Origin of the sequence: Vibrio sp. TBV020 (assembly GCF_046056895.1) — a bacterium.
Classification (GTDB): Bacteria; Pseudomonadota; Gammaproteobacteria; order Enterobacterales; family Vibrionaceae; genus Vibrio.
The window spans coordinates 1721608-1744868 of the sequence record NZ_JBEEAQ010000003.1; the positions used below are offsets into that span (position 1 = coordinate 1721608).

At 44.4% G+C, this 23261-nt stretch carries 19 protein-coding genes; 6 read left to right on the forward strand and 13 right to left on the reverse strand.

The genetic code is table 11. From position 1 onward, the window contains the following. Nucleotides 1-18 precede the first annotated feature (18 nt). From tssH to AAFX28_RS16140, 12 genes are all read right to left on the reverse strand, one after another. A complete protein-coding gene (tssH, locus tag AAFX28_RS16085) occupies nt 19-2631 on the reverse strand; it encodes a type VI secretion system ATPase TssH (protein ID WP_408689139.1) in 2613 nt (870 codons plus the stop codon). Between the two features lie 52 nt (nt 2632-2683). After that, entirely contained in the window at nt 2684-3613 is a 930-nt protein-coding gene (locus tag AAFX28_RS16090; protein WP_408689141.1) for a type VI secretion system baseplate subunit TssG, read from the reverse strand. Between the two features lie 17 nt (nt 3614-3630). After that, on the reverse strand, nt 3631-5382 hold the full coding sequence (tssF, locus tag AAFX28_RS16095) for a type VI secretion system baseplate subunit TssF (RefSeq protein ID WP_408689142.1): 1752 nt from the start codon (nt 5380-5382) through the stop codon (nt 3631-3633). Continuing rightward, nucleotides 5375-5800 (reverse strand): type VI secretion system baseplate subunit TssE, encoded by a 426-nt coding sequence (gene tssE / locus AAFX28_RS16100; RefSeq protein WP_408690891.1) that lies wholly within the window; start codon nt 5798-5800, stop codon nt 5375-5377. Before tssE ends, tssF begins: the two co-directional genes overlap by 8 nt. Continuing rightward, on the reverse strand, nt 5800-7188 hold the full coding sequence (locus AAFX28_RS16105; protein WP_408689143.1) for a type VI secretion system contractile sheath domain-containing protein: 1389 nt from the start codon (nt 7186-7188) through the stop codon (nt 5800-5802). Before AAFX28_RS16105 ends, tssE begins: the two co-directional genes overlap by 1 nt. Before the next feature lie 62 nt (nt 7189-7250). Then, nucleotides 7251-8729, reverse strand: coding sequence for a type VI secretion system contractile sheath large subunit (tssC, locus tag AAFX28_RS16110; protein WP_408689145.1), 1479 nt, complete (start codon nt 8727-8729; stop codon nt 7251-7253). Further along, entirely contained in the window at nt 8729-9232 is a 504-nt protein-coding gene (gene tssB, locus AAFX28_RS16115) for a type VI secretion system contractile sheath small subunit (protein WP_408689146.1), read from the reverse strand. The genes tssC and tssB overlap by 1 nt, the downstream gene beginning before the upstream one ends. A 19-nt stretch (nt 9233-9251) precedes the next feature. Beyond that, the gene (locus AAFX28_RS16120; protein ID WP_408689148.1) at nt 9252-9773 is read right to left on the reverse strand and encodes a type VI secretion system tube protein Hcp; all 522 of its coding nucleotides are present in this window, start codon (nt 9771-9773) and stop codon (nt 9252-9254) included. Nucleotides 9774-9801: 28 nt separating this feature from the next. Further along, a complete protein-coding gene (locus tag AAFX28_RS16125; RefSeq protein WP_408689150.1) occupies nt 9802-11238 on the reverse strand; it encodes an ImpA family type VI secretion system protein in 1437 nt (478 codons plus the stop codon). A gap of 209 nt (nt 11239-11447) precedes the next feature. After that, the gene (locus AAFX28_RS16130) at nt 11448-11747 is read right to left on the reverse strand and encodes a PAAR domain-containing protein (RefSeq protein ID WP_408689151.1); all 300 of its coding nucleotides are present in this window, start codon (nt 11745-11747) and stop codon (nt 11448-11450) included. After that, complete coding sequence (locus tag AAFX28_RS16135) at nt 11744-12316, reverse strand: DUF6931 family protein (protein WP_408689153.1); 573 nt, start codon at nt 12314-12316, stop codon at nt 11744-11746. The genes AAFX28_RS16130 and AAFX28_RS16135 overlap by 4 nt, the downstream gene beginning before the upstream one ends. After that, the gene (locus AAFX28_RS16140) at nt 12316-14298 is read right to left on the reverse strand and encodes a type VI secretion system Vgr family protein (protein ID WP_408689154.1); all 1983 of its coding nucleotides are present in this window, start codon (nt 14296-14298) and stop codon (nt 12316-12318) included. The genes AAFX28_RS16135 and AAFX28_RS16140 overlap by 1 nt, the downstream gene beginning before the upstream one ends. A 158-nt stretch (nt 14299-14456) precedes the next feature. On the opposite strand from AAFX28_RS16140, the gene AAFX28_RS16145 reads away from it, so the two are divergent. Further along, a complete protein-coding gene (locus AAFX28_RS16145; RefSeq protein WP_408689155.1) occupies nt 14457-15359 on the forward strand; it encodes a hypothetical protein in 903 nt (300 codons plus the stop codon). 68 nt (nt 15360-15427) lie between these two features. Here the strand turns inward: AAFX28_RS16145 and AAFX28_RS16150 are convergent, their stop codons facing one another. Next, nucleotides 15428-16228, reverse strand: coding sequence for a hypothetical protein (locus AAFX28_RS16150; protein ID WP_408689156.1), 801 nt, complete (start codon nt 16226-16228; stop codon nt 15428-15430). Between the two features lie 262 nt (nt 16229-16490). Here AAFX28_RS16150 and AAFX28_RS16155 point away from each other — a divergent pair, with 262 nt between their 5' ends. The 5 genes from AAFX28_RS16155 (at nt 16491) to prpF (ending at nt 23208) form a co-directional block, all read left to right on the forward strand. Then, nucleotides 16491-17186 carry a GntR family transcriptional regulator gene (locus AAFX28_RS16155; RefSeq protein ID WP_408689157.1) on the forward strand — a complete coding sequence of 232 codons (696 nt, stop codon included), beginning with the start codon at nt 16491-16493 and terminating at the stop codon, nt 17184-17186. 11 nt (nt 17187-17197) lie between these two features. Further along, entirely contained in the window at nt 17198-18094 is an 897-nt protein-coding gene (gene prpB, locus AAFX28_RS16160; protein ID WP_408689158.1) for a methylisocitrate lyase, read from the forward strand. A 111-nt stretch (nt 18095-18205) separates the two neighbouring features. Then, entirely contained in the window at nt 18206-19348 is a 1143-nt protein-coding gene (gene prpC / locus AAFX28_RS16165) for a 2-methylcitrate synthase (protein ID WP_408689160.1), read from the forward strand. 76 nt (nt 19349-19424) lie between these two features. Continuing rightward, complete coding sequence (gene acnD, locus AAFX28_RS16170) at nt 19425-22016, forward strand: Fe/S-dependent 2-methylisocitrate dehydratase AcnD (protein ID WP_408689162.1); 2592 nt, start codon at nt 19425-19427, stop codon at nt 22014-22016. Between the two features lie 13 nt (nt 22017-22029). Continuing rightward, nucleotides 22030-23208 carry a 2-methylaconitate cis-trans isomerase PrpF gene (prpF, locus tag AAFX28_RS16175; protein ID WP_408689164.1) on the forward strand — a complete coding sequence of 393 codons (1179 nt, stop codon included), beginning with the start codon at nt 22030-22032 and terminating at the stop codon, nt 23206-23208. Nucleotides 23209-23261: the final 53 nt, after the last annotated feature.

Genomic DNA, 23261 nt, shown 5'->3' on the forward strand with positions numbered 1-23261 from the left:
AATCCTTTGGCCATTTAATTATTGAATGGTTAGCTCGAAGCCAGTTGCATTGTTAGCTGCAACCACTGATACTTGGCTGATTGGTTGTTGCTGACTTAGTCGGCTAATACACTCTTCTGCCAGTTTCGGCATAAGTGAGCGGTTGATGATCTGTTCAACAGCACGGCCACCAGTTGTTGGGTCGGTGTTTTTACCCACAACAAACTCGACAAACCCTTCATCCCAAGTGAAGCTTGCTTGATATTGCTCGGCCAACTTCTTCTTAATGCGATTGAGCGAAATTTCAGTAATCTTAGAAAGTTCTTCGTCATTTAAAGGGTAGTAAGGGACGATAGTTGTACGGCCAAGGAATGCTGGTTTGAAGTACTGCTGAAGGTCAGGGCGAATACTTTCAAGCAGCTCATCATTGCTCATTCTTTCATCACGGTCTTCACATGCATCGCAAATCGCTTGGTCCGCAGCGTTAGACGTCATGATGATAATGGTGTTTTTAAAGTCGACAGTGCGGCCTTCACTGTCTTTAATATGGCCTTTGTCGAAGATCTGATAGAACAGATCGTGAACACCAGGGTGTGCTTTTTCCATCTCATCAAGCAACAGGACCGAGTAAGGGTTACGACGGATAGCTTCAGTCAACACGCCACCTTCGCCAAATCCAACGTAACCTGCTGGTGAGCCAAGCAACATAGAGATCTTGTGCTCTTCTTTAAACTCCGTCATGTTGATGATGGTCATGTCATTGCTTCCACCGTATAGCTGCTCAGCAAGAGCCATGGCGGTTTCGGTTTTACCCACGCCACTTGGACCACACATAAGGAAGACACCAATTGGCTTGCGACTATCAGTCAGGCCAGCGCGAGAAATACGTATAGCTTTAGCCAGTTCTTGTTTCGCAACATCTTGGCCAATTACACGCTTGTCTAGCTCTTCTTCCAGGGAGAGTAGGCGAGCAATCTCGTCACTCATCATGTTGCCTACTGGTATGCCTGTCCAATTAGCAATGACTTGTGCAATTGTGCTGTCATCAACCATCGCATTTACGAGAGGCTGCTCTCCTTGCAGGTCTGCTAGTTCATCAAGTGTATCGTTGAGCTGCTTTTGTTTTTCAAGATCAGGTTCAGCTTGGTCATCGGCTTGGCTAATTGCTTCTTGTAAAGCTTTTACCTTGTCTACTAGCTCGATTTCTTGTTCCCAGCGTGTATTTAAAGCAACAAGTTCTTCTTCGTTCGCCTTTATGCTCGCTGTGAGTTCGGCAATCTCTTCTTCAGCGATGCCGAAAAGAGCGTTTTCTTTTTCTAGAGCAGCCTTCTCGTTATTTTGATAACGGATCGTTTGTTCCAAGGATTCAATCACCTCTGGTTTTGCACCCTGTGTAAGCGCGATACGAGCACTAGCTGTATCTAATAGGCTAATGGCTTTATCAGGGAGCTGGCGACTTGGTAAGTAGCGGATTGATAGATTAACAGCGGCATCAATGGCAGATTCCGCGATAAACGCACCATGGTGTTTTTGTAGTGATACTGCTACTCCACGAAGCATTTGTTTCGCATCTTCAGCGTTCGGTTCTTCAATCGACACCACTTGGAAACGGCGGGTTAATGCAGGGTCTTTTTCGAAATATTTTTTGTATTCCGCCCAAGTCGTTGCTGCAATCGTTTTGAACTCACCACGAGCAAGGGCTGGTTTTAACAGGTTAGCGGCATCATTTTGTCCTGCAGCACCGCCAGCGCCGATGAGTGTATGTGCTTCATCAATAAATACAATGATAGGAACTTCACTGTTTTTTACTTCATTGATGACGTCTTTAAGGCGATTTTCGAATTCACCTTTAACGCTTGCTCCAGCTTGAAGAAGGCCTAAATCTAGAGAGTGAATTTGTACACCTTGAAGTGCGCCTGGTACTTCATCTGCGGCAATACGAAGAGCTAAGCCCTCAACGACGGCTGTTTTACCGACGCCAGGCTCACCAACCATGATCGGGTTGTTCTGGCGTTTTCGACAAAGAATATCAATGGCTTTTCTTACTTCAGAGTTACGGCCAGAAATAGGGTCTATGTTACCGTCAAGCGCTTGTTGAGTAAGGTTCACGGTGTATTTACTTAGGGCATCGTTACCTGCCGGTTGACCCCCCGCGCTGCCTTCACCGGATGCTAACGTTTTCGTGCGAGCAACGGCCGTTTTATTAATAAGCCCTTGAAGTGATTCTAGAGAAACGGATTGCAGGCTCTCCAACTGAAGTGTATTCACACCGAGTACATTTTGCTGAAGCAGTGCTTGAACCAGGTGAAGGCTGATGATTTCACCATGGCCATAGTTAACCGATGCGAGCATCCAAGCGTCTTTAACTAATTCGGTTAAACCATGACTTAAGGTAGGCTGACCTTCGTTCCCTTTTGGTAATTGGGCGATTTTGCTTGAGAGTTCACTTACAATGTTCTCTTGAGCAAGGTTCTGAGATTGGATCAGACCTTTTAGGTTGGCATCTTGCTGTGAAATTAGCTGAAGCAGCCAGTGTTCTACTTCAATCGATGCGACGCCTTGATTCATCGCAGCCCCTGCAGATACCTCCAAAGCCTGTTTTAGCTCAGGAGATAGCTTGGCGACTAAATTGGTTAAGGTAACTTGTGTCATACATTTATCCTTGTATTTCGAAGTATCAGAGCCTAGAAGCAACTGAACGCTCTTATTTGAGCAAAATACGAATCCTTTGCTGAGGTTTCCGTTCCGGAGCGAGGCAATCTACCTCACCAAGTTTTGCAGCTTGATTAATATTTGAGGACAGCTGTGGACGCGCTAGATAAGAGCGTTTCACCTCTAAGTAAATCGAAACTGGTGTATTGTCTTTCAAATAGTGCTGGATCATCTCTTTCATGCAGTTAGCCAGCATTAAATCGTTTTGAATATCGGTTAGCTCTTGTTCATTAGCCGGTTTGATTGAAACAAGCAAATGAGTGAAATGCGTTAAGCAGGTTTTCCCAATGAGGAAGCCTTTTCCAATTCGACTGTTGTAGGATGAGTGAGTCCCTAAACGAGTAAGGGAGTCTTGGGGCAACTGTCTACGCTCAAAATGTTTAGCAACAACATCGATTTCGTAAGGGAAGTAGTCATTAAGAATTTGCTCAAGACTGCCAAGGTTACGGCTGTGTTGGTTTAGCAATAGTGAGTATTGGAATAAGTGACTGTGCTCTTTTTTTAATGCGGCAATTTGATGCAGCATTTGAGTCTTTTCAGGTGAAAGCTCATTTTGAACGAGTAGCCACTGCCTGCTCTCTAGCTGAGAAACGAGTTCAAAATAACGCTGATTGAACACATCTAAAAAATCTTTCAAAGCGTGGTCATCATCATGTAAGGCAAGCAATAGCTCTTCATAGATATAGTAAGGAATAACACCCTTAACGCCTGAAAGCGCTTGCTTTGCGAGTCTGAATTTTGCTTTGTTGTTTTTAAGCGAGAAATATTGAATCTCGTGCGCGTCTCCTGTAGGCATGGCCTCGGCTTTTAGCACTAGTCGCACTCGTTCTTCTGAATTCGAAATGAAGTGTGACAACAAACGCATTGCTTGTGCAAAATCGTATTGTTGTGGGTTTTGGCTGAGGTCTTTCACTACATTCATGCTAACTCCTATCCCGTTTACAGCGCGTATTGGCTTCCGTGGAATTTAGGGTAGCGTTTGACGAAGCCATCACGCCCATAGACACGAACCGACAACTGGATATAGCGATCAAAACTGCAATGCTGCTGAAAGAATCGATTTAGAACGTCACTGAATGCTAAGAAACTGCTTTGGGTATCTAGTGTGATTTCAATTTCTGTTCCTGGGCAAAAGACGTTTTGACCTAAGATCCTAAGTGCGGAAACTTGTGAGCGTAACTTTACCTCTCGGATGGTTTGAATTTCATCAGCCGCCAACTGGCTACGACTACACAAGCGAAGCATCTGTTTTAGTGCTTCTGCAGGTAACTCTGCGTGTAAAAGTGAGGTGAAATTAGCATTTAATAATGCGATAAACTGCCAATGTAGATGTGGGTCTTTCTCTCTCGCGATCGGTGAAGAGGGCGGATAAATCGCACTGAATTCACCAGGTAGGTTGATGTTTTCTAAACACTCGAAGTTTCCTTGCACGGCACAGGCAATTTTACCATTGGTACATAGTAAACGTGTGCCGTAGAGACGATTGAACTCCAACTCTTGCTGGTTATTTAAGCTAATCGCTAGACGGAACTCATTGTTGCTGTCACGAGTACACTGCCAGTGGTCTGCGTTGCGATTAGAGCGATAACTATCTTTAAATAATGGGACCAACGGCTTCTCGCCCATAGAGGTAATTTCAAATACCTCTTTCACTTCTACAATTTCTATATCGTCGTCGCTGTGTGCGTCAGCGTTAACAGGAATGCTTAAACTGCGTTGATCGTAATTGGTCGGCTCACCTGTTTTATCAAAAAGGTTAATAGCTGGAACGATGTTTAGCTTGAAAACGTGGCGGTCAAATAGACGAATGAATTCCGTCGGCAAGCTGTGCATGAATAGGTTGAGTACGATCTCTGATTGATCAAATGACTTTATTGCGTCTTTAAAGCCCTTGATACGGAAGAACTGGCGCTTCTCTTTGAAAAAGAAGAACTCACTAATGAGTTGGTATCCAGAGAATTGGTTTCCCTTTTGAGGGAGGAAACGAAAATCTTCATCGCTAATACGACTGGATAAGTTAACTTGATCTAGTACGACATGCTTCTCGCAAGTCGCATCAGAAATAGAGATAGCTTGTGTTTCTGCAAGCAGTAGTTCTACTAAAGAGTCAGCATTGTTTTCAAAACCTTGTACAAACAGATCAAGATTGTCACAGTCTAGTGAACTAAAATGAGTATCTGGATCTTGAGTTGATAACTTTATCTGAATAACCCCAGTGGTAAGTTCGGTTCCGCGAGGGCGGTTAAACTTAAATGGAGCGTTTGATGCAGTCGTGTCAACAATCGTAAATGATGTGGTGATTAAGTCATCGACGGTAGTAAACGAGCAATCCTTTCCTTGTGCTGATGCATTAAATTGAGAGCCTTTTGGAAGTAAGGTCGACTCAGACAAGTCTGCATCTTCGCTTAATTCTAAATAAGCGACACTAGGAATAGTTTGGATGTAACTTGGGTAGAGGACGCCCAGTAATCCTTCGATCACTTCTGGTAATTGATCCGATAGTTTTTTCTCTACTGAGGCATTGAGAAGTGCTACGCCGTCTAACAAACGAGCAAGGCTAGGATCTTCGATTTGTCCTTGGTGTATCTTTAAACGTTCTGCGTGACCAGAATGTTGTTGACCAAATTGCCCTAAGGCTCGGCGTACTAAGGTGAGTTCTTGTTCGTAATAACGCAATAACGGATCACTCATAACTATCCTCCGTCATTAAAGTTTTTAAGTTGTTCAGCGAAATCTTGGAATCAAAGATGAGATCTTTATTCCCTTGAGCGGTTTTAGCCTTGGCAACGATACTAAAAGCAATCGCATTTTCGCTCTCTTTGCGCTCCCCAAGCTCTACTAAAACGTTAGTCAGCCGAGGTTCAAAATGCGAAATGTAGCGCTCTAAACGAAGTGCGAGTTGGGTTTGGTCTAAGCTAGCGCTCAATAGTTGGACATCTTCGATACCGAAACGAAAGTTCGAGCGTTGTAACTCGGTGAACCTGTCGTCGATATCAACTAGGGATGCTTCTGATTCAAGTAAGCGAGTCAGGTGATATTTAATATCTTCAATGTCACTTGTCGCACTCGATGCTTCAGTCGGTTGTATAAATGCTTGCCAGAAACTCATCATGCCACCTCATCAAATTCGGTGGTTAGGACGACCTCACCAGAAAAGTGGTCGTATTGATACTGAGGAACCATACGCAGTGTGCAGGAGAAACTGCCTGCATTATGAGGCGACTCTATTATCGAGACTTTCGCAAAGCTGAGTGGATACTTAGACAGTGTTTCCTCATTGGCGAAAGAAACATTACTAGAAAATTTCTCGATCCAGTGCGTTAAGAACAGCTCACATTCAGCAGCAGTGTTGAAGCTACCAATCATTTCACGTACTTGAACTTTTAAGTAGTGAGCAATACGACAAGACATCAAACTGGTTTGGATTTGGGTGAGGACTTTTTCGTTATCTGTTCCACCACTCATCCAGATAGAGTTATTGCCGTTAAAGTAGAACTTTTCGCTCAAAACACTCTTGGTCAGAGGAATAAAGCCATTTTGAGCGTAAAAAGTAGAGATTTGGCCAAATAAAACTACGTCTGTTTCGGGTTTCATTAGAAACTGACTCGTGTGGTCGTCGATATTAACCAACGCACCTTGAGACTTATCATTCCAGCGAGATTTTAGAAAACCGAACCAGTTAACTCGGTGGTATTCACGCATAACGGTGGCAACGAAAGCAAACGTCGCATTGCCCCAAAGCCCTTGGCCAGACTCGTTGTAAACGAAACCGACTTTTTTATTGCTGTAACGGCTTCGCATTCTAATAGAGGGCATGATCAAGCCAAGAAACTTAGAGGATGTCTTGTTTCTCAGCGTTTGCCATGGTTGGTAGTCTTCACCATGGAGTATTTTGTTGATGCGTTTGGTATCAGATAGCCAATCAGCAGTGGATTGAACAAAAAAATCATCTGCAGGTGAGAACAACATTGGACAAAGTGTCATTTCGCCTAGTTTACTTAGAAGCTCTAACGTAAACAGATCGTCGTAGTCTGCATCAAAATCCATTTCAAGAGAGATCTTGTGAGTAAACATGATGCAGCCGAACGGTTGACCACCTAAGGTATTGAGCTCTCGGTTACCTATTTTATTGAAAAGGTCGGTTGCCTTGATAGTATAAGCTTGATTGACGTCGCTAGACACTTCGTCCCATGACATATCAAGCAGTTTGATCTTTGTTCGCTGTTTACTGACGGGCAACTTTGCTAAGCCCTCAAGGCCTAACCAACTTGCGTGTAGATTTTGAAAATCATCGTGGTGGATGACGTTATCCATCTGTTTTGAAATCTTGCTATCTAGCTCTACGATAAGGCGTGACACGCTACTTATGAACTGTCCTTTGCTCGATAGTGATTCAGGCATTACGTCAAACAGCATAGAGAGTGACTCTTTTAAAAAGTCACTCTCTTTACTGTCTAATGACGTGAAGTCATGTTGCCATTTAGAATCAAGATTCATATCCAACATCGTCCTTGAAAAATAATGGAGAGAGTAGGCCGGACGAACCGGCCTACGAATGATTAACCTGGAATTTTGGCAACCATACGAACTGAGGTGGTCAGTTCTTCAAGTTGTAACCAAGGGCGTAAATGCGCTACAGCAGAGTAGGCACCTGGGCGACCTGGTTGTTCAACAACTTCAATACGTGATTCCGCTAGCGGAGTTTTAGCACGTTGCTCGTTACCAATCGCACCAGCGTTGGTGTATTGGTCGATCCACAATTGAAGTTCACGTTGAATGTCTGGCGCTTCAAGGTTTGAACCTAGCTTGTCACGGCCCATTACTTTTAGGTAGTGGGCGATACGGCCACTTGCCATGATGTAAGGTAGGCGAGCAGAAATTGCCGCGTTTGCTGTTGCATCTGGGTCAGTGTAGGTTTTCGGCTGCTGAGTTGTTTGGCCGCCAATGAACACACCGTAGTTACTATTTTTATAGTGAACTAGAGGAAGGAAGCCAAGATCACTAAGCTCTTTCTCACGCTCATCCGTTAGGTTTACTTCCGTTGGACATTGCTGAACAAGATCACCGGCTTCAGTCTTATAGGTAAGGTTAGGTAGGTTTTCTACTTTACCACCATTGTCTAGACCACGAATCGAGGTACACCAGCCTGAAGCTGTGTATGCCTGAGTCATTTTCAGACCGAGATCGTACGCTGCGTTTGACCATACAAGTTGATCGTTGCTTGATGGATTAGGATTACCATCCATATCAGTATCAAGCTCTTCATAGTCAAATAGGTTTGTACCTAGACCTTTTGCGCCATATGGTAGACGCGCCATCGTACGTGGAAGCGTTAGCGTCACATAGCGAGCATCATCGCTCTCACGGAACGAGTTCCATGCTGCGTAAGCTGGTGAATCAAAGCCAGCAGCAACAGGTTTGCCTTCGTCGAAAGTTGTGAAGTCATTGAATTCGAACATTTGTGCGTTTGCCGCAGCAACGAATGGTGCATGACATGCAGCGGCAACTTCGCCCATGTAGCGAAGTAGGGCAACGTCTTCATCTTTAGCACTAAACTCGTAGTCACCGATGAATGTACCGTATGGTTCACCACCAGCAGTACCGAATTCACCTTGGTATACCGCATTGAAAAGTGGGCTGCGATCAATGGCTGGTGCGTCTTCAAATTGCTCTAGAAGCTCTTCTTGGCTGTAGTCGACCATTTTGATTTTTAGGTCACGGCCAAGTTCACTTTCCTTAACGAGTTTTTGAAGGCCACGCCATGAGCCTTCCAACTTTTGGAAGTCTTTTTGCTGCATCACTTGAGACAGCTGTTTAGATAGTTTTTTGTCGATCTCAGAGATTGCGTTCTCAATCGTTTTGGTTAGGTTTTTATCCCATGTAACCGTACCAGAGAGAGCCTGTTCAGCTAGAACAGAAAACAGCTCTTTGGTTGTATCTGCTGGAGTTTGCGTTGTTGCTTCAATCGCTCTATCAAGGAAACTAAGAGCACCTTCTGCAGCTTCCGCTTGGGTTTGATTTTCAGCTTCTGTGCTCATTATTCGTCTCCCTCTTTATTGATGCCGAGTTCATCAGATAGCGCGTTGATGGTGTCTGCACTTTGCAGTACTTCTTTAAGCAGTTTTTCAAGGTCACGAGAGCGGTCAGCCTTAGAAAGCAGAACCTTAAGCTGGTTACGTGTTTCAACTAGCTTTTTAAGAGGTTCTACTTGTTCTACGATAGCTTCTGGCTCGAAGTCTTTCATCGAGTTGAACTTAAGGCTCGCTTCGAACTGGCTGTCGTCATCTGCTAAAACATTGTCTACTTTCATGCTTAGCTCTGGGCCGACACGCTTCATGACATTATCAAAGTTATCTTTATCTACGTTGTAGAAAGTACGCTCTTCGACATCTTCTTTGTCTTGCTTATGACCCGAGTAGTCACCAATTACCCCAACAACAAATGGGAGTTCTTTGGTTTCTACAGCGCCATTGGTTTCCACATCGTAAGTGATACTTACGCGGTTCTTACTTACGCGTTTGTGTTGGGAATTCAGTGCCACAATGGATCTCCTTATTCAATTATGATGCGGTAGACGTTACTTTCGCTGCAGTAGCGTCGAAGCCCACTTCAGGACCTTTCTCAATCTTGCCGCCTTCACCTTCAATGTAGTAAGCCTTCGAAATTTCAGTGTAAGTTAGGCTGAATGATTCATTTGGCAATGTACCGTCAGAAGCTGCCATGTTGTAGCTCGACATACGAGCCGCTTTAAGGGTTAGAATTAGGTAAGGATCAGCACCAGAACCTTCACGGTTTGGTTTAGTCATTACGATTTCAACTGTCTTACCTTCGCCGCCTGGTGCATATAGGAACGTAGTTAGGTGTGGGGTAGCACCGTCACAACCACGAGTAACGTTTACTTCACCTAGTGCAACCATGCCTTGGTCTGCATTGTTAGCGTTACCAACGTCGATACCAACGCCACGTACAGCATTCCAAGTGATAGTGTCGATAGCGAAGAAGCCATCTTTACCACCAATTTTCTCTACTGTAGCTGCACCTTTAGGTTTTGTGCCGTCGATTCTCATGAAAATAGAAGCCATTTTATTCTCCTTTGCTATCTAGCATTATTTACCACTCAAAGTCGTTGAGGTTACCGGACGACTCGGTGGAGCTTTTTTCAGTTTCTGTAGGTTGGGTAGGTGTACTTTCTTCTGAAGGAAGGGAAACAGAAGAAGGTGCCGACTGAGTCGTTTCCACTGGTTTAACAGCAGGTACGCTCACGTTCTGAATAGGAGACACGACGTCTCCTCTACCGGCAAGGTCAACTTTGTCTAAGTTATCCATACCGGTTAATTGGTTAATATGTTCCATCACATTACTATTCCCGCCAGTCATCTCCTGTAGTAATTCCGGCAGGCTCATATAGCCCCAACGAATCGCTCGCTCTAGCAAGAAGGAAATAGGGCTGTGTGGTTCAGTGGCTTTAAAGTACTCCGCGATTCTACGTAGTTCCTGGAAGGCCTGATCACGCGATGCTAAATTGTTGGTACCATTGAATACAGGTGTGTTTGTTTGAGAGGCTTGATTGACGGCTTGGGGCGCAGTATTTGCCACGTTAGTTGGCTGATTAGCCTCTGTTAACGCTTCACTTGGATTGCCTGTCGTAGGTGCAACTGCAAGCTCTTGTGTTACTTCACGTTGTATCTCGTTAGCCACCACAGGTTCATTTACTGTTTCCTCTTGTCGAGGTTGGAACTTGTCATCTAGTGGCCAAACCGAGAACTTATCTTCAGTCAAAAAACGAATAGCGTTGATAGAGTCAGCGATGTTCGACTTTACAAAACGGAAGCTAATAGGTGTGATGCCGATTGACTGACATTCTTTTGCTATTAAAGCCTCTGCCTCTGAGAAGTTTTGGTAGGTCTCAGAGAGAAGCATCACCGTCTCTTCTACATCGGCTGAGAATAGGCTTTGAGCCGTTTCTTTGAGCGAAGCTAGCTCACCAGAACGTTCTGCTCTTAGGTAATCACCAAACGTAATTTCTTCAATCAAGCCAATAAGCTGTAGCGGCATGAATAGTGCGGTTGAATCGTTACTCTCACCGACTAACTGAAGCAGCGGCTTAACTCTAAATTCAGCAAGTTCTTTAGCTTTACCATCATCATCGCTGCTTTTGATTTTGTTCTCTGGCAGTGTAGGGTGAAGCGTAGACCAGTAGCTTTCGATGAATCCTGTTAGCACTTTAGTTGAGGCTGCTAACGCTGAATAAGGTTTCGCGGTAAATAGTTGACTTGAGATGTACCAACCTAAAAGCTCAATGTCTTTGGTCGACTTTGTTAGTGCATCAAGTGTGTCTTGTCTTAGCTGAGCCCAATTAGAGCTGTTCGCGTCAAGCAATGCCTCATCGCTAGAAGCATCAGGAGTTTCAATCAGTTGACGAAATGAAGATTGAGCGGTGTTGTAGCTGTTACGAAGGGAACGGTATGCTGATCGATCTAACTTCAGATATGTGCCTGTTGGCTCATCGTCAGAAATAGGCGCTAATAAACTTTCAATATCTACCATACGACTTCCGTTGTTAAAATGTAACGTCTTGGTTAATGCAAGTGGTTGTTTAATTAATCAAAATTAAGTTAGACCAATAATGGATAGTCTAGGGCTATTTTCTGAAAAGGCTCGCCCAAATTTATTATTTACCCAAAAAAGTGACATGCATCTAGAAAATTGGACCGATCACGCTCATATTTTATTAAATCCTTGTTTGCAAAATGGTTTTATCCACCTATTAAAACAGTGGGCATTCCTAGAACTATTGTGCCACCGTGTGCAGTTGTATCCCCCATTCTTGCTGCGGGTTTGTTCATAATTAGCACCGTTGCACTGCCTTTAATTATCGAGTCTGGTGGACCAACACAGACACACATATCTCCCATTGTTGCCGCTGGCATATTGCCAACCAATACGGTTGGCACACCTGGCCCTGAAATTGGTCCGCCTACATGTGGAATTGGTGGTACAGCAGGTGTCTGCATCGGACATACATGCATGTCCGTCAATCTTGCTGCTAAGGTCATGTTGCTCCTCCATTTCCACCGCATGCGATATCGATAACGTAAGTCATTGAATTAGTATAGTAGTCATCTGAGTTATTCCAAGTTGGTAACGCAGCTGAGTGGTTAATTGCCCCAGCTACGGCTTTTGCGTAAAGAAAAGGGTCAGGAAGTACCGCTGGTAAGTCAGGTGAGACGATGCTTCCAGAGCCGTTCCAAAATACCGCTTGTGCTAACCAAGAGGGACCGCAATTGAGGTCCAAACGATTTGAGAGCAGTTCAGCTTTGCGTCTGAGTTCTTCACTTGGCGAATGAACCCATTGTTGTGCGGTTTGAATACACTGCAGTTGAGTCGTGCTCCAGACGTCTTTTCGTTGTAATAGACATAAGCTCCCCCACCAAATGGCTTCTCGTACAGGGAGCGCATGAGCAAGGAACTGAATGAGGTCGTTGTTGAGCTTTTCAGCTTGTAATACTTGTATTGACTCTTCGATAGTCAATTCAGGATTCAATAACTCGCTCGCTTCATCGGACGCTGTAAATCTCGGCAAAATCTGCCCGCAAGTTTGATATGGGATTTTTTTGTACGTCATTAGTTTACCTTGACAATCGCGCCTTTAACTTCGCCCATTACGCCACCATTAAATGTCGCTTTTAGGCCAGACTTGAATTCAGCACTGAGAGAACCTTCCGCAGTGAGAGTGGTATCGGCCTTAATGGCAACACTTAGTCCTTTAATTGAATTTGAGCTTGTTGCTTCTAGTGCGGTTGTTGTTCCACTGACTTTGTTGGCGGAGGTCGCTTTACTTGTAACGTTAGTTCCTTGAAGGTTCAGCGCGCTGCTTGCTTTAATATCGATATTGCTGGCTTCAATAGAGATCGAAGAGGACGAGATAGAGATCTTGCTAGAGCCGACCTTCAGGTCAATTGAATCGTCAGCTTCTATCGTAATGGACTTCGCTTTCTCCGACAGAGCTTTGGTTACTGACAAGCTATAGTTATCTTCTGTCGAAATCGTCATTTTTTTGGTGACTTTCTGGGCCAATTCACCTTTGATCGTTTCGGTGTGATTGTTCTCAATCTCTTTCGTAAGATCTTTAGCGGCATGAAGATAAACAAGTTCGTTATCTTTCTTATCATCAAAATACAACTCGTTTGACTGACCACTTAATTTGGTTTTGATGCCACTTTTCGTTGTATTAGCTTCTTTATAGGGCGGTGCGTTTTTACTGTTATAAACGCTACCAGTGATAATAGGTTGGTCAGGGTCACCATCAATGAAAGAGACTAAGACCTCTTGTCCAGTTCTAGGTACAAACTGGGTGCCATAACCGTTGCCAGCTAGCATCTGTGCAACACGAACGTAGCAGCTAGTTTTATCTCCACTTGCTTCAGTATCCCAGTGAAATTGAATGTAGACACGCCCTTGGTCGTCTTGATTAATTTCTCCAGCGCTAGACCCTGCGACTGTCGCACTTTGAAGTCCATGAACGCGACTTTTTTCTACTGGTGTTGGGTAATAAGCTGTCGATTTTGGAATCGCGGTGACTTGGCTGTGGCAGACTACATCTTCCGTGTACTCTGTCATCACTGATATAACGGAGTAATCCGCCAGCTGGGATTTATCCAGATGACTTGATAATGAAAACCAAGTCGCGACCTCGAACAGGTCGTGTTTTGCCGTGGCAATGACCTTCTCATAATCTTGTTCTAAGTAGCCAATTCGTCTTTTAGCGAGATTGCTCGCGAGGTCGGTTTTATCCCCCGAAACCCCATGTGGAGGATAATTCAAATTGGTGAGTTTCGTATTGTTTGCAATGGTATGGCTGCTCTTTTGAGCTTTGCTTGAGACTAGCTTTGACTGACTGTAGTCGTAAGCCGTGAGCTCAATACTGGCACCATGGAATGCAAGGGCAGGTGACCAAGTCTCGATTAGGGGAAGTGAACCAGAGGGCGTCTCTACCATATCAAACTTAGCATCACTTGCTTTGTCAAAAGGAGACTGAGCATCTTGAAGGACAAGTGTGTGTTCTTTCTCGGAATGTGTGAAGTAGTATGAAACCCCTTCTTCTGCTAGTAAGCGAGTGACAAAGTCATAGTCCGACTCGTTGTATTGAAGGCAGTACTCGCGTTTCGTTGTTGGCATCTTGGCAATCTTGTAGCAGCCCTTGAAACCAGCGTTGTCAAAAATATCACTGATAATATCTTTCGTTGATTGGTTCTGATAGACGCGAAACGCATGGGTGTGCTTTAGAAGCTCCAGCCATGGTTTGAGAGTCACTTCATAGATAGCGAACTGGAGGTTACCGTCCATGCCCAGGCTCTTAATGCCAGTGATAATCCCGTTATATGAACGAGATAGAGTTGAGCTACCAGCAACATTGGAATAGCGGTTAATAGTAAGTAATTGACCTAGCTGACTTTGAATATCAAAGCTATTTGATATTAAGGTTGCACTGACAGCAAAAGGTTCTGATAAAGTTTGGGTTACAGAGAATTGGCTTATAGCGTGATCCTGACCCTTGTAATCCTTTGCCGACATAGGGCCAGAGGTTGCAGAAAAGTTCTCAGCCATAGCACTTCCTTAAAAACTGACTGCTGATTTGAGTAAACGTATTCTAAACAATGATTTGTGATGTTTGTTAATGATTCATTAAAAAGTAGCAGGTATTGATTATTAAATAAATCAAATTCACTATTATCTATAAATTGGATAATTATAAGGAGAGTGCGATGGCTAGCTCAGATGCTAAGAACATGGCAAAACAATTTTTAAGTCACGTCGAGAAGGAAAGTGCGTCATATCATAAAAGTTGGGCTCGAAAATTCGGGAATAAGTACCAATCTGCTAAGAACTGGGTAAAACGTGACAAAAAAATGGTTGCGATGGACGTGGTTCAAAAAGGGGTCAAAACGGGTATAGGCATGATTCCTTTCCCCGGTAGTAAGGAAGGTGCAGCTTTATTAGAGGCTGCTGGTGGTGCAGCCTTGAAAGCGGCATCGAGAAAAGCTTGGGAAGAAGGTTCGAAGAAAGGCGTTAAGTCTTTGCTTTCAAAAAAGATTGAAGAAGCTCGTAAACAGTTGAAGGTGAATCCTGTAGGAAAAGTAGACCATCAAGTGTTTGTGAACTCTGCCCAAAAACGTGATCAAAAAATGCATGCGATTCGAAAACTGGTTAAGTACGAAATCAAATTGCTACCGAAAAAGGCTGATGAGCTTAGCTTGCGATTGTTCAAGTTAAAAGAAGCAATCAACTCGTCTAGAAGCAAACTTTCACAAACCATTGTTAGCATGGATTCTAGCGAAGACGCGACTTTAGAACGTATGCAGGCATGGGCAGCGTATTTCTCAGCGATACAAGAAGTGAACCATTACCAAGATAAACTCCGCGAGACCTTGGTACACATTCAAGAGATCACCAAAGACGTTGAATGGTTCCTTGCATCGAGCGAAGCGGCAACAGAACAAATGACAGCAGAAAACTTGCCAAAACTAGAAGAAGCATTTGATCAAATCCGTAAAGGCTATGGCAACATCAATTCGTTAAAACAGCTTCAAGAGATGATGATAGAGCGTAATCTTATCAATGCTGGGATGATGGATCCGAGCATGGCAAAATATAAATATACGCTTTAACGCAACTCTGGAATACAAAAAAGGAACTCAGTGAGAGTTCCTTTTTTGTTTCCTTATAGAGGTGCAATCTATCGGCTGTCAGCGACAATTAGCTTCGCCTTGTTGTAACTGTAATTCATGCTTGCCACTTCATTGGGTTGATTTGCAATTGCGTCAACGGGTGGAATGGCGACAAAGAAAATCAGTGGCTCACGGTATAAAGCGCGCCATGTGTGCGCTGCACTCTCTTTTTTGTACGCAGAAAGGTTCACTGTGAGGACTAATTTATCTGGTGATAGAGTGCTACCTTTAAATGATCCTAGCTCGTGTACTGCACCCCAAAGTGATTCTAGCGGACGCTCATGAGTACTTTTCAAAAACAATTCTATTTGAAGGGTATCGTCTTTATTCGTTTGTGTTGTAGACAAGCGTTGTGTCACCCTCAAGCCATCCTCAAATGGAAGATAACCAAGCGCATTGTCGACAATCTTATTGCTTTGTGGGCAAAGTTGAATTGAGTCATTCGGTTGTTTACTTGCGTAGAGCTCACAGGAAAACTGTTTAATCAGAAGCTCAAGCCCATCATGAAATTGCTCGCCCTTTAAATCATCAAGAGAGACCCCTTCACTCCATTCTGCCTCAGCAAATACTTTATCAAATGTAGTCTCCACCTCTTGAGTATGTGCAACAGCGACAACGTGATTCTGCTTTATCGCTGACTTCAAAACATTATCTGATTCTATGACTGCAATCTCTTCATTCGAATAGGTTGCATCCCTTAATAATGGGTAGTAGGGCTCACGTTCAGGTGCAGAGAAAAAAGAGCACCCTGTTAGAAAGGAAGATGTGACCGCGGTAAGTAATAGTGTTTTGGCTTTAAGCACAAGCATAAAGGTTTTGTCGTTAGAGTATTAAGTTCTGATTCATCGATACTAATCTCAACGTGGGTCATAGTGACAGTAGAATTATTCATAATGTCGCTTTGGGTCACAATCAGTCTTCTGTGGCTTACATGGATAGAAACATTGATGGCTAATACCTTAGTCTAAATTGTCGACAATATGGTTGATTGTCGACAATATTATAGTCTATTTTAGATGTAAGAGAGTGAATTGTAGACAGTCCAGTGGTGTAAGCACGAGTGTATTGATTATGAATGTAGAACTTAAAACTCGACAAAAAGATGGGGCTCCTGACAAAGAGAATACCAAATCTGAAAGCCTAACGGAGTCTTTGGTAGAGGCGATTGTCAGTGGCGAAATTGCACCCGGTAGTAAAATCTCTGAGCCTGAATTGGCCAAGCAGTATCAGGTTAGTCGGGGGCCATTGCGTGAAGCGATAATGAGAATCGAAGGGCTTGGCCTTATTGAACGTATTCCGCATGTTGGTGCAAGGGTGATTACGTTTTCTCCCGAGAAACTCATTGAACTTTACTCTGTTCGTGAAGCCTTGGAAGGAATGGCTGCTAGATTGGCAGCTCGACATATCACTGAAGAGGAACTCGTGGGCTTGGAAGCATTGTTGTCGACACATTCACATCACATTGATGAAGTGGAGGGTGCTTCCTATTTCCACCAACATGGTGATTTTGATTTCCACTACCGAATTATTTTGGCGAGCCGCAACAGCAAGCTGATTTCATTGTTATGTGATGAGTTATATCACTTGCTACGCATGTATCGCTATCAATCTCCGCGTGCTCAATCACGCCCTATAGAAGCCTTAGATGAGCACAAATACATTTTGCAGGCTATTCGAAACAGAGATGAAGAGTTAGCTGAAATGCTAATGAGACGTCATATCTCGGGTAGTCGAACCCTGATTGAACAACAAATCCTTAGGGACTAGAGGACAATAACATGAGTTTATCTCAAGGGGCCAAATTTAGGCTCGCTGTTGAACAAAATGACCCGTTGCAAATAGTGGGTACGATTAACCCTTATTGCGCCATGATGGCAAAAAATTTAGGCCACCAAGCTATCTACTTGTCTGGTGGTGGTATTGCTAATGCTTCGTACGGGTTGCCAGATTTAGGTATGACAACGCTCAACGATGTTCTCGTCGATGTAGAGCGTATTACCAATGCCTGTGACTTACCGTTGCTTGTTGATATTGATACCGGCTTTGGCGGCGCTTTCAATATCGCTCGAACGATAAAAGCGATGGAAAAAGCGGGAGCAGGCGCTGTGCATATGGAAGACCAAGTGGCTCAGAAGCGCTGTGGTCACCGACCGAACAAGGCGATTGTTAGCCAACAAGAAATGGTTGATCGCGTCAAAGCTGCGGTGGATGCACGTAATGATGAGAGCTTCGTTGTTATGGCACGAACAGATGCTCTGGCTGTTGAAGGTATCGACAGTGCAATCGATCGAGCTATTGCTTGTGTGGAAGCAGGGGCAGATATGATCTTTCCAGAAGCAATGAACGAGCTAGAGCAATATATACAGTTCTCAGACGCATTGAAGCAGGCGACAGGAAAGCACGTTCCTATCTTGGCCAATATTACTGAGTTTGGTCAAACACCGCTCTACGGTTGTGAAGAATTGGCCAAATCTAAAGTGGATATGGTGCTCTATCCTTTAAGTGCATTCCGTGCGATGAACAAAGCCGCTGAAACGGTTTATAAACATTTACTGGAAGTAGGGAATCAAGAAGCGTTAACAGAGTCGATGCAAACGCGAAAAGAGCTCTATGCCCACCTGAAATATCATGAATATGAAGACAAGCTTGACCAGCTGTTCTCAGAAGGAAAATAGAACAAACGGAAGCCCAAGAAAAGAGTCTCGGAAATAAACCAATAACGTGAAATTGTTTGATGAAAAACGCTCCGTTTAGAGAGCACTATCAAACAGAAAAGGAGTTCAAAAATGCCTCTATCATCTAAAAAGAATGAAGAGTTGGGCGGCGCAGGTCTACGTGGCCAAAGCGCTGGTAGCACGGCTTTGTGCACTGTCGGGAAAACGGGGACAGGTTTGACGTATCGTGGTTACGATATCACTGACCTAGCCAATAACGCTCAATTTGAAGAAGTCGCGCATTTACTGTTACGCGGTCACTTACCAAACCAAAAAGAGTTAGATGAGTATAAGACGCGTCTGATTCGTTTGCGTGGATTACCTGCAGAGCTAAAGCAAGCGTTAGAACTGATTCCTGCTGACGCACATCCGATGGATGTCATGCGCACTGGCTGCTCTATCTTGGGCAACCTTGAACAGGAAATGAGCTTCGAACAGCAGCTTGATACGACAGAACGTATGCTTGCACTGTTTCCTGCCATCATCTGTTACTGGTATCGATTTAGTCATGACGGTGTTCGAATTGACACCGAAGAGCACTCTCAAACCTGCATTGGTGGGTATTTCCTCAAAATGTTGACGGATAAAGAACCAACAGAGATTCATAAGCAAGTTATGCATTGCTCTCTCATCTTATATGCAGAGCATGAATTCAATGCATCTACTTTTGCCGCTCGAGTTTGTGCGTCGACACTATCAGATATTCACTCTTGTATTACTGCAGCGATCGGTACTCTGCGTGGGCCATTACATGGTGGTGCAAATGAAGCAGCGATGGATATGATTCAAGACTGGCAAACACCGGATGAAGCTGAAGTGAATATCATGAAGATGCTAGCCAATAAAGACAAAATCATGGGCTTCGGGCATGCAATCTATCGTGAAAGTGACCCAAGGAATGCATTAATAAAACGCTGGTCAAAAGAGCTTTCTCAAGCAGTTGGAGATACTCACTTATATGCGGTATCAGAGCGTGTTGAAGCGGTAATGAAGCGTGAAAAAGGCCTATTTTGTAATGCGGATTTCTTCCACGCTTCCGCTTATCACTTTATGGATATACCAACCAAGTTGTTTACTCCAATCTTCGTGATGAGTCGATTAACAGGTTGGGCAGCTCACGTATTTGAGCAACGTGCGAACAATCGCATTATACGTCCGAGTGCTGATTATACCGGACCTGACCATCAGGATTGGGTATCAATAGAAAACCGCTAAGCGGCTAGGTAATCAAACAATCGTCGCCTTTCAATGTGGGAAGGCGATAAAACCTGTTACCTAAATGGAAGCAAATATGAGCAATAATACTTTATACCGAAAGCCGCTTCCCGGAACTCATCTTGAATATTTTGACGCCCGAGAAGCTGTAAACGCACTATTGTCTGGTGCGTATGAGAAACTCCCATATACGTCACGTGTATTAGCAGAACAGCTCGTCAGACGCTGCGAACCTAGTCAGCTGAATGATAGTTTAGAACAGCTCATTTATCGCAAGAGAGATCTTGATTTTCCTTGGTATCCCGCCCGTGTAGTTTGCCATGACATCCTTGGTCAAACTGCATTAGTTGATTTGGCTGGCCTAAGGGATGCAATCGCTGAGCAAGGGGGAGATCCTGCCAAAGTGAACCCTGTGGTTGAGACTCAGTTGATCGTTGATCACTCATTAGCGGTGGAGCATGCTGGATTTGAGCCTGATGCGTTTGAGAAGAACCGTGCTATCGAAGAGCGCCGCAATGAAGATAGATTTCATTTTATTGAGTGGTGTAAAACGGCATTTGAGAATGTAAGTGTGATACCTGCTGGCAACGGCATCATGCACCAGATCAATCTAGAGAAAATGTCTCCTGTGGTACAAGCGAAGCAGGGGATTGCTTATCCTGACACGTGCGTCGGAACAGACAGCCATACCCCACACGTTGATGCGCTAGGTGTTATTGCTATAGGGGTTGGAGGGCTAGAAGCGGAAACTGTCATGCTAGGTCGCCCGTCTATGATGCGATTACCTGATATTGTTGGGGTGAAACTAACAGGAAAACGACAGCCGGGTATCACTGCAACGGATATTGTTTTAGCCATCACAGAATTCTTGCGCAACGAACGCGTTGTCTCCTCTTATTTGGAGTTTTTTGGTGAAGGAGCAAAAGACCTCACCATTGGCGACCGAGCGACGATCTCCAATATGACTCCAGAATATGGCGCAACCGCAGGAATGTTCTACATTGATGAGCAGACCATTAATTATCTTCGTTTAACTGGACGTGAAGAGAGCCAAGTGGCGCTTGTTGAGCAATACGCAAAACAGACTGGTTTGTGGGCTGACTCTCTTGAAACAGCAGAATATGAACGCCTGCTTGAGTTTGATTTGTCTAGTGTCACTCGAAACATGGCAGGACCTTCTAATCCTCACCGACGTTTACCTACTTCTGAGCTTGTAGAGCGTGGAATTGCAAGTAATGAACAAACGCTTTCAGAATCTGAACAGTTACCTGATGGTGCAGTGATCATTGCAGCAATTACATCATGCACCAATACGAGTAACCCGCGAAATGTTGTTGCAGCAGGCTTAGTCGCTAAGAAAGCGAATGAGCTCGGATTGGTACGAAAACCTTGGGTGAAGTCATCATTCGCACCTGGTTCGAAAGTAGCCAAGCTCTATCTGGAAGATGCTGGCTTGTTACCTGAACTTGAAAAGCTTGGCTTTGGTATTGTCGCTTATGCATGTACAACTTGTAATGGGATGAGTGGTGCATTGGACCCTGAAATCCAACAAGAAATTATCGAAAGAGATGTGTATACCACTGCGGTTCTATCTGGTAACCGTAACTTTGATGGTCGAATTCACCCGTATGCCAAACAAGCATTTTTAGCGTCACCACCTTTAGTGGTTGCTTATGCGCTAGCGGGTACCATGCGCTTCGATATTGAGCGAGACTCACTGGGCACAGATTATGATGGTAAGCCCGTTTATCTTAATGATCTTTGGCCTACCGACGAAGAGATTGATTCTGTCGTCGGAAAACACGTTAAACCAGAACAGTTTAACCAAGTTTATATTCAGATGTTTAAACTTGATGATGCTCAGCGATCGAACAACCCGCTGTATGACTGGCGTCCACGTAGTACCTATATTCGTCGTCCACCATATTGGGAAGGCGCTCTTGCCGGAGAGCGTAGCTTGTCGGGGATGCGTCCATTGGCAGTACTGGGTGACAACATTACTACTGACCACCTTTCACCATCGAATGCGATTTTGGCTAGCAGCGCTGCGGGCGAGTACCTTGCATCAATGGATGTGCCTGAAGAAGATTTCAACTCTTACGCTACGCACCGAGGAGACCATTTAACGGCTCAGCGAGCAACGTTTGCTAATCCTAAGCTGTTCAATGAAATGGTAATGGAGAATGGAGAGGTTGTTCAGGGTTCTTTGGCAAGGATCGAGCCGGAAGGCAAAGTCACGCGCATGTGGGAAGCTATCGAAACCTATATGGGCCGAAAACAACCGCTGATCATTGTAGCCGGTGCTGACTATGGGCAAGGCTCTTCGCGTGATTGGGCGGCTAAAGGGGTACGTTTAGCTGGTGTAGAAGCGATTGTTGCAGAGGGCTTTGAACGTATTCATCGTACCAATTTAGTCGGAATGGGTGTGTTGCCATTGCAGTTTAAAGCGGGGACAACTCGAAAAACGTTAAAGCTAGATGGTAGTGAAGTTTATGACGTTCTGGGTGATATCACGCCAGGGGCAGATCTCGCACTAGTTGTAACCCGAGCGAATGGCGAGAGGTTTGATGTAGCAGTGACTTGCCGCTTGGATACCGCAGACGAGGTCAATGTGTATAACGCTGGTGGCGTATTACAACGTTTTGCACAAGACTTTTTAGCTCAATAGGTAGGAGAAAGTAATGGCACAAAGCCAAATAAAAGTTCCCGCGACTTATATTCGTGGAGGAACGAGTAAAGGGGTCTTTTTCAGTCTGGATGATCTACCTATTGAAGCACAAACACCCGGTGAAGCGAGAGATAAACTTCTACTTCGTGTCATAGGTAGTCCAGATCCTTATGGCAAGCAGATTGATGGTATGGGTGGTGCGACATCAAGCACCAGTAAAACGGTCATTGTGTCTAAAAGTCGTCACCCAAATCATGATGTTGACTACCTCTTTGGTCAGGTTTCAATTGATAAGCCATTCGTTGATTGGAGCGGAAATTGCGGAAACTTGTCAGCAGCAGTCGGATCATTTGCGATTCATGCCGGATTGATCGACTCAGAGCGTATACCAGATAACGGCATCGTTGAAGTTAGAGTATGGCAAGCAAACATCAGTAAAACGATCATCATTCATGTGCCGATTACCAATGGGTATGTCCAGGAAACGGGCATGTTTGAACTTGATGGAGTGACATTTCCCGCTGCTGAAATTGAAGTGGACTTTATGCATCCCGGATCGGATGAAGGAAGCATGTTTCCAACCGGGAACGAGGTAGATGTGCTAGATGTTCCAAATGTCGGAAAGTTTACCGCCACGTTGATAAGCGCGGGAATTCCAACCATTTTCATAGACGCTCACTCTCTTGGTTATCAAGGAACAGAGCTGCAAGAGGCGATTAACAGTGACTCAGCAGCACTAGAGCGTTTTGAACTGATTCGGGCTTATGGCGCCCTAAAAATGGGGCTGATTGAATCGCTTGATGAAGCAAAGACTCGTCAGCATACACCGAAAATCGCTTTTGTCTCAGAACCTAAAGGGTATCTCTCTTCGAGCGGAAAGGAGATCGACAAAACAGAAGTGGATCTACTCGTACGAGCTTTATCAATGGGTAAGCTTCACCACGCTATGATGGGGACTGCTGCGGTTGCGATTGCAGCAGCAGCCTGTGTTCCGGGCACTGTCGTCAACAAGGCGTGTGGTGGTGGTGAACGAGAGTCGGTCACTTTTGGCCATCCATCTGGAAAATTGAAAGTAGGTGCTAAGGCGCTTAAAACTTCGGAAGGCTGGACAGTAGAAAAAGCGATAATGAGTCGAAGTTCTCGTATTTTAATGGAGGGATTTGTGCGCGTACCCTCCGATATCTTTGCGTAGTAGACATTTCGTCAGCTACCTAACGACATAAAGAAAGCAATGTCAGGACATAC

Coding starts and splice junctions, on each gene's coding strand:
- tssH (WP_408689139.1), bottom strand. CDS start 2,631: ATGACACAAGTTACCTTAACCAATTTAGTCGCCAAGCTATCTCCTGAG.
- AAFX28_RS16090 (WP_408689141.1), bottom strand. CDS start 3,613: ATGAATGTAGTGAAAGACCTCAGCCAAAACCCACAACAATACGATTTT.
- tssF (WP_408689142.1), bottom strand. CDS start 5,382: ATGAGTGATCCGTTATTGCGTTATTACGAACAAGAACTCACCTTAGTA.
- tssE (WP_408690891.1), bottom strand. CDS start 5,800: ATGAGTTTCTGGCAAGCATTTATACAACCGACTGAAGCATCGAGTGCG.
- AAFX28_RS16105 (WP_408689143.1), bottom strand. CDS start 7,188: ATGAATCTTGATTCTAAATGGCAACATGACTTCACGTCATTAGACAGT.
- tssC (WP_408689145.1), bottom strand. CDS start 8,729: ATGAGCACAGAAGCTGAAAATCAAACCCAAGCGGAAGCTGCAGAAGGT.
- AAFX28_RS16120 (WP_408689148.1), bottom strand. CDS start 9,773: ATGGCTTCTATTTTCATGAGAATCGACGGCACAAAACCTAAAGGTGCA.
- AAFX28_RS16125 (WP_408689150.1), bottom strand. CDS start 11,238: ATGGTAGATATTGAAAGTTTATTAGCGCCTATTTCTGACGATGAGCCA.
- AAFX28_RS16130 (WP_408689151.1), bottom strand. CDS start 11,747: ATGACCTTAGCAGCAAGATTGACGGACATGCATGTATGTCCGATGCAG.
- AAFX28_RS16135 (WP_408689153.1), bottom strand. CDS start 12,316: ATGACGTACAAAAAAATCCCATATCAAACTTGCGGGCAGATTTTGCCG.
- AAFX28_RS16140 (WP_408689154.1), bottom strand. CDS start 14,298: ATGGCTGAGAACTTTTCTGCAACCTCTGGCCCTATGTCGGCAAAGGAT.
- AAFX28_RS16145 (WP_408689155.1), top strand. CDS start 14,457: ATGGCTAGCTCAGATGCTAAGAACATGGCAAAACAATTTTTAAGTCAC.
- AAFX28_RS16150 (WP_408689156.1), bottom strand. CDS start 16,228: ATGCTTGTGCTTAAAGCCAAAACACTATTACTTACCGCGGTCACATCT.
- AAFX28_RS16155 (WP_408689157.1), top strand. CDS start 16,491: ATGAATGTAGAACTTAAAACTCGACAAAAAGATGGGGCTCCTGACAAA.
- prpB (WP_408689158.1), top strand. CDS start 17,198: ATGAGTTTATCTCAAGGGGCCAAATTTAGGCTCGCTGTTGAACAAAAT.
- prpC (WP_408689160.1), top strand. CDS start 18,206: ATGCCTCTATCATCTAAAAAGAATGAAGAGTTGGGCGGCGCAGGTCTA.
- acnD (WP_408689162.1), top strand. CDS start 19,425: ATGAGCAATAATACTTTATACCGAAAGCCGCTTCCCGGAACTCATCTT.
- prpF (WP_408689164.1), top strand. CDS start 22,030: ATGGCACAAAGCCAAATAAAAGTTCCCGCGACTTATATTCGTGGAGGA.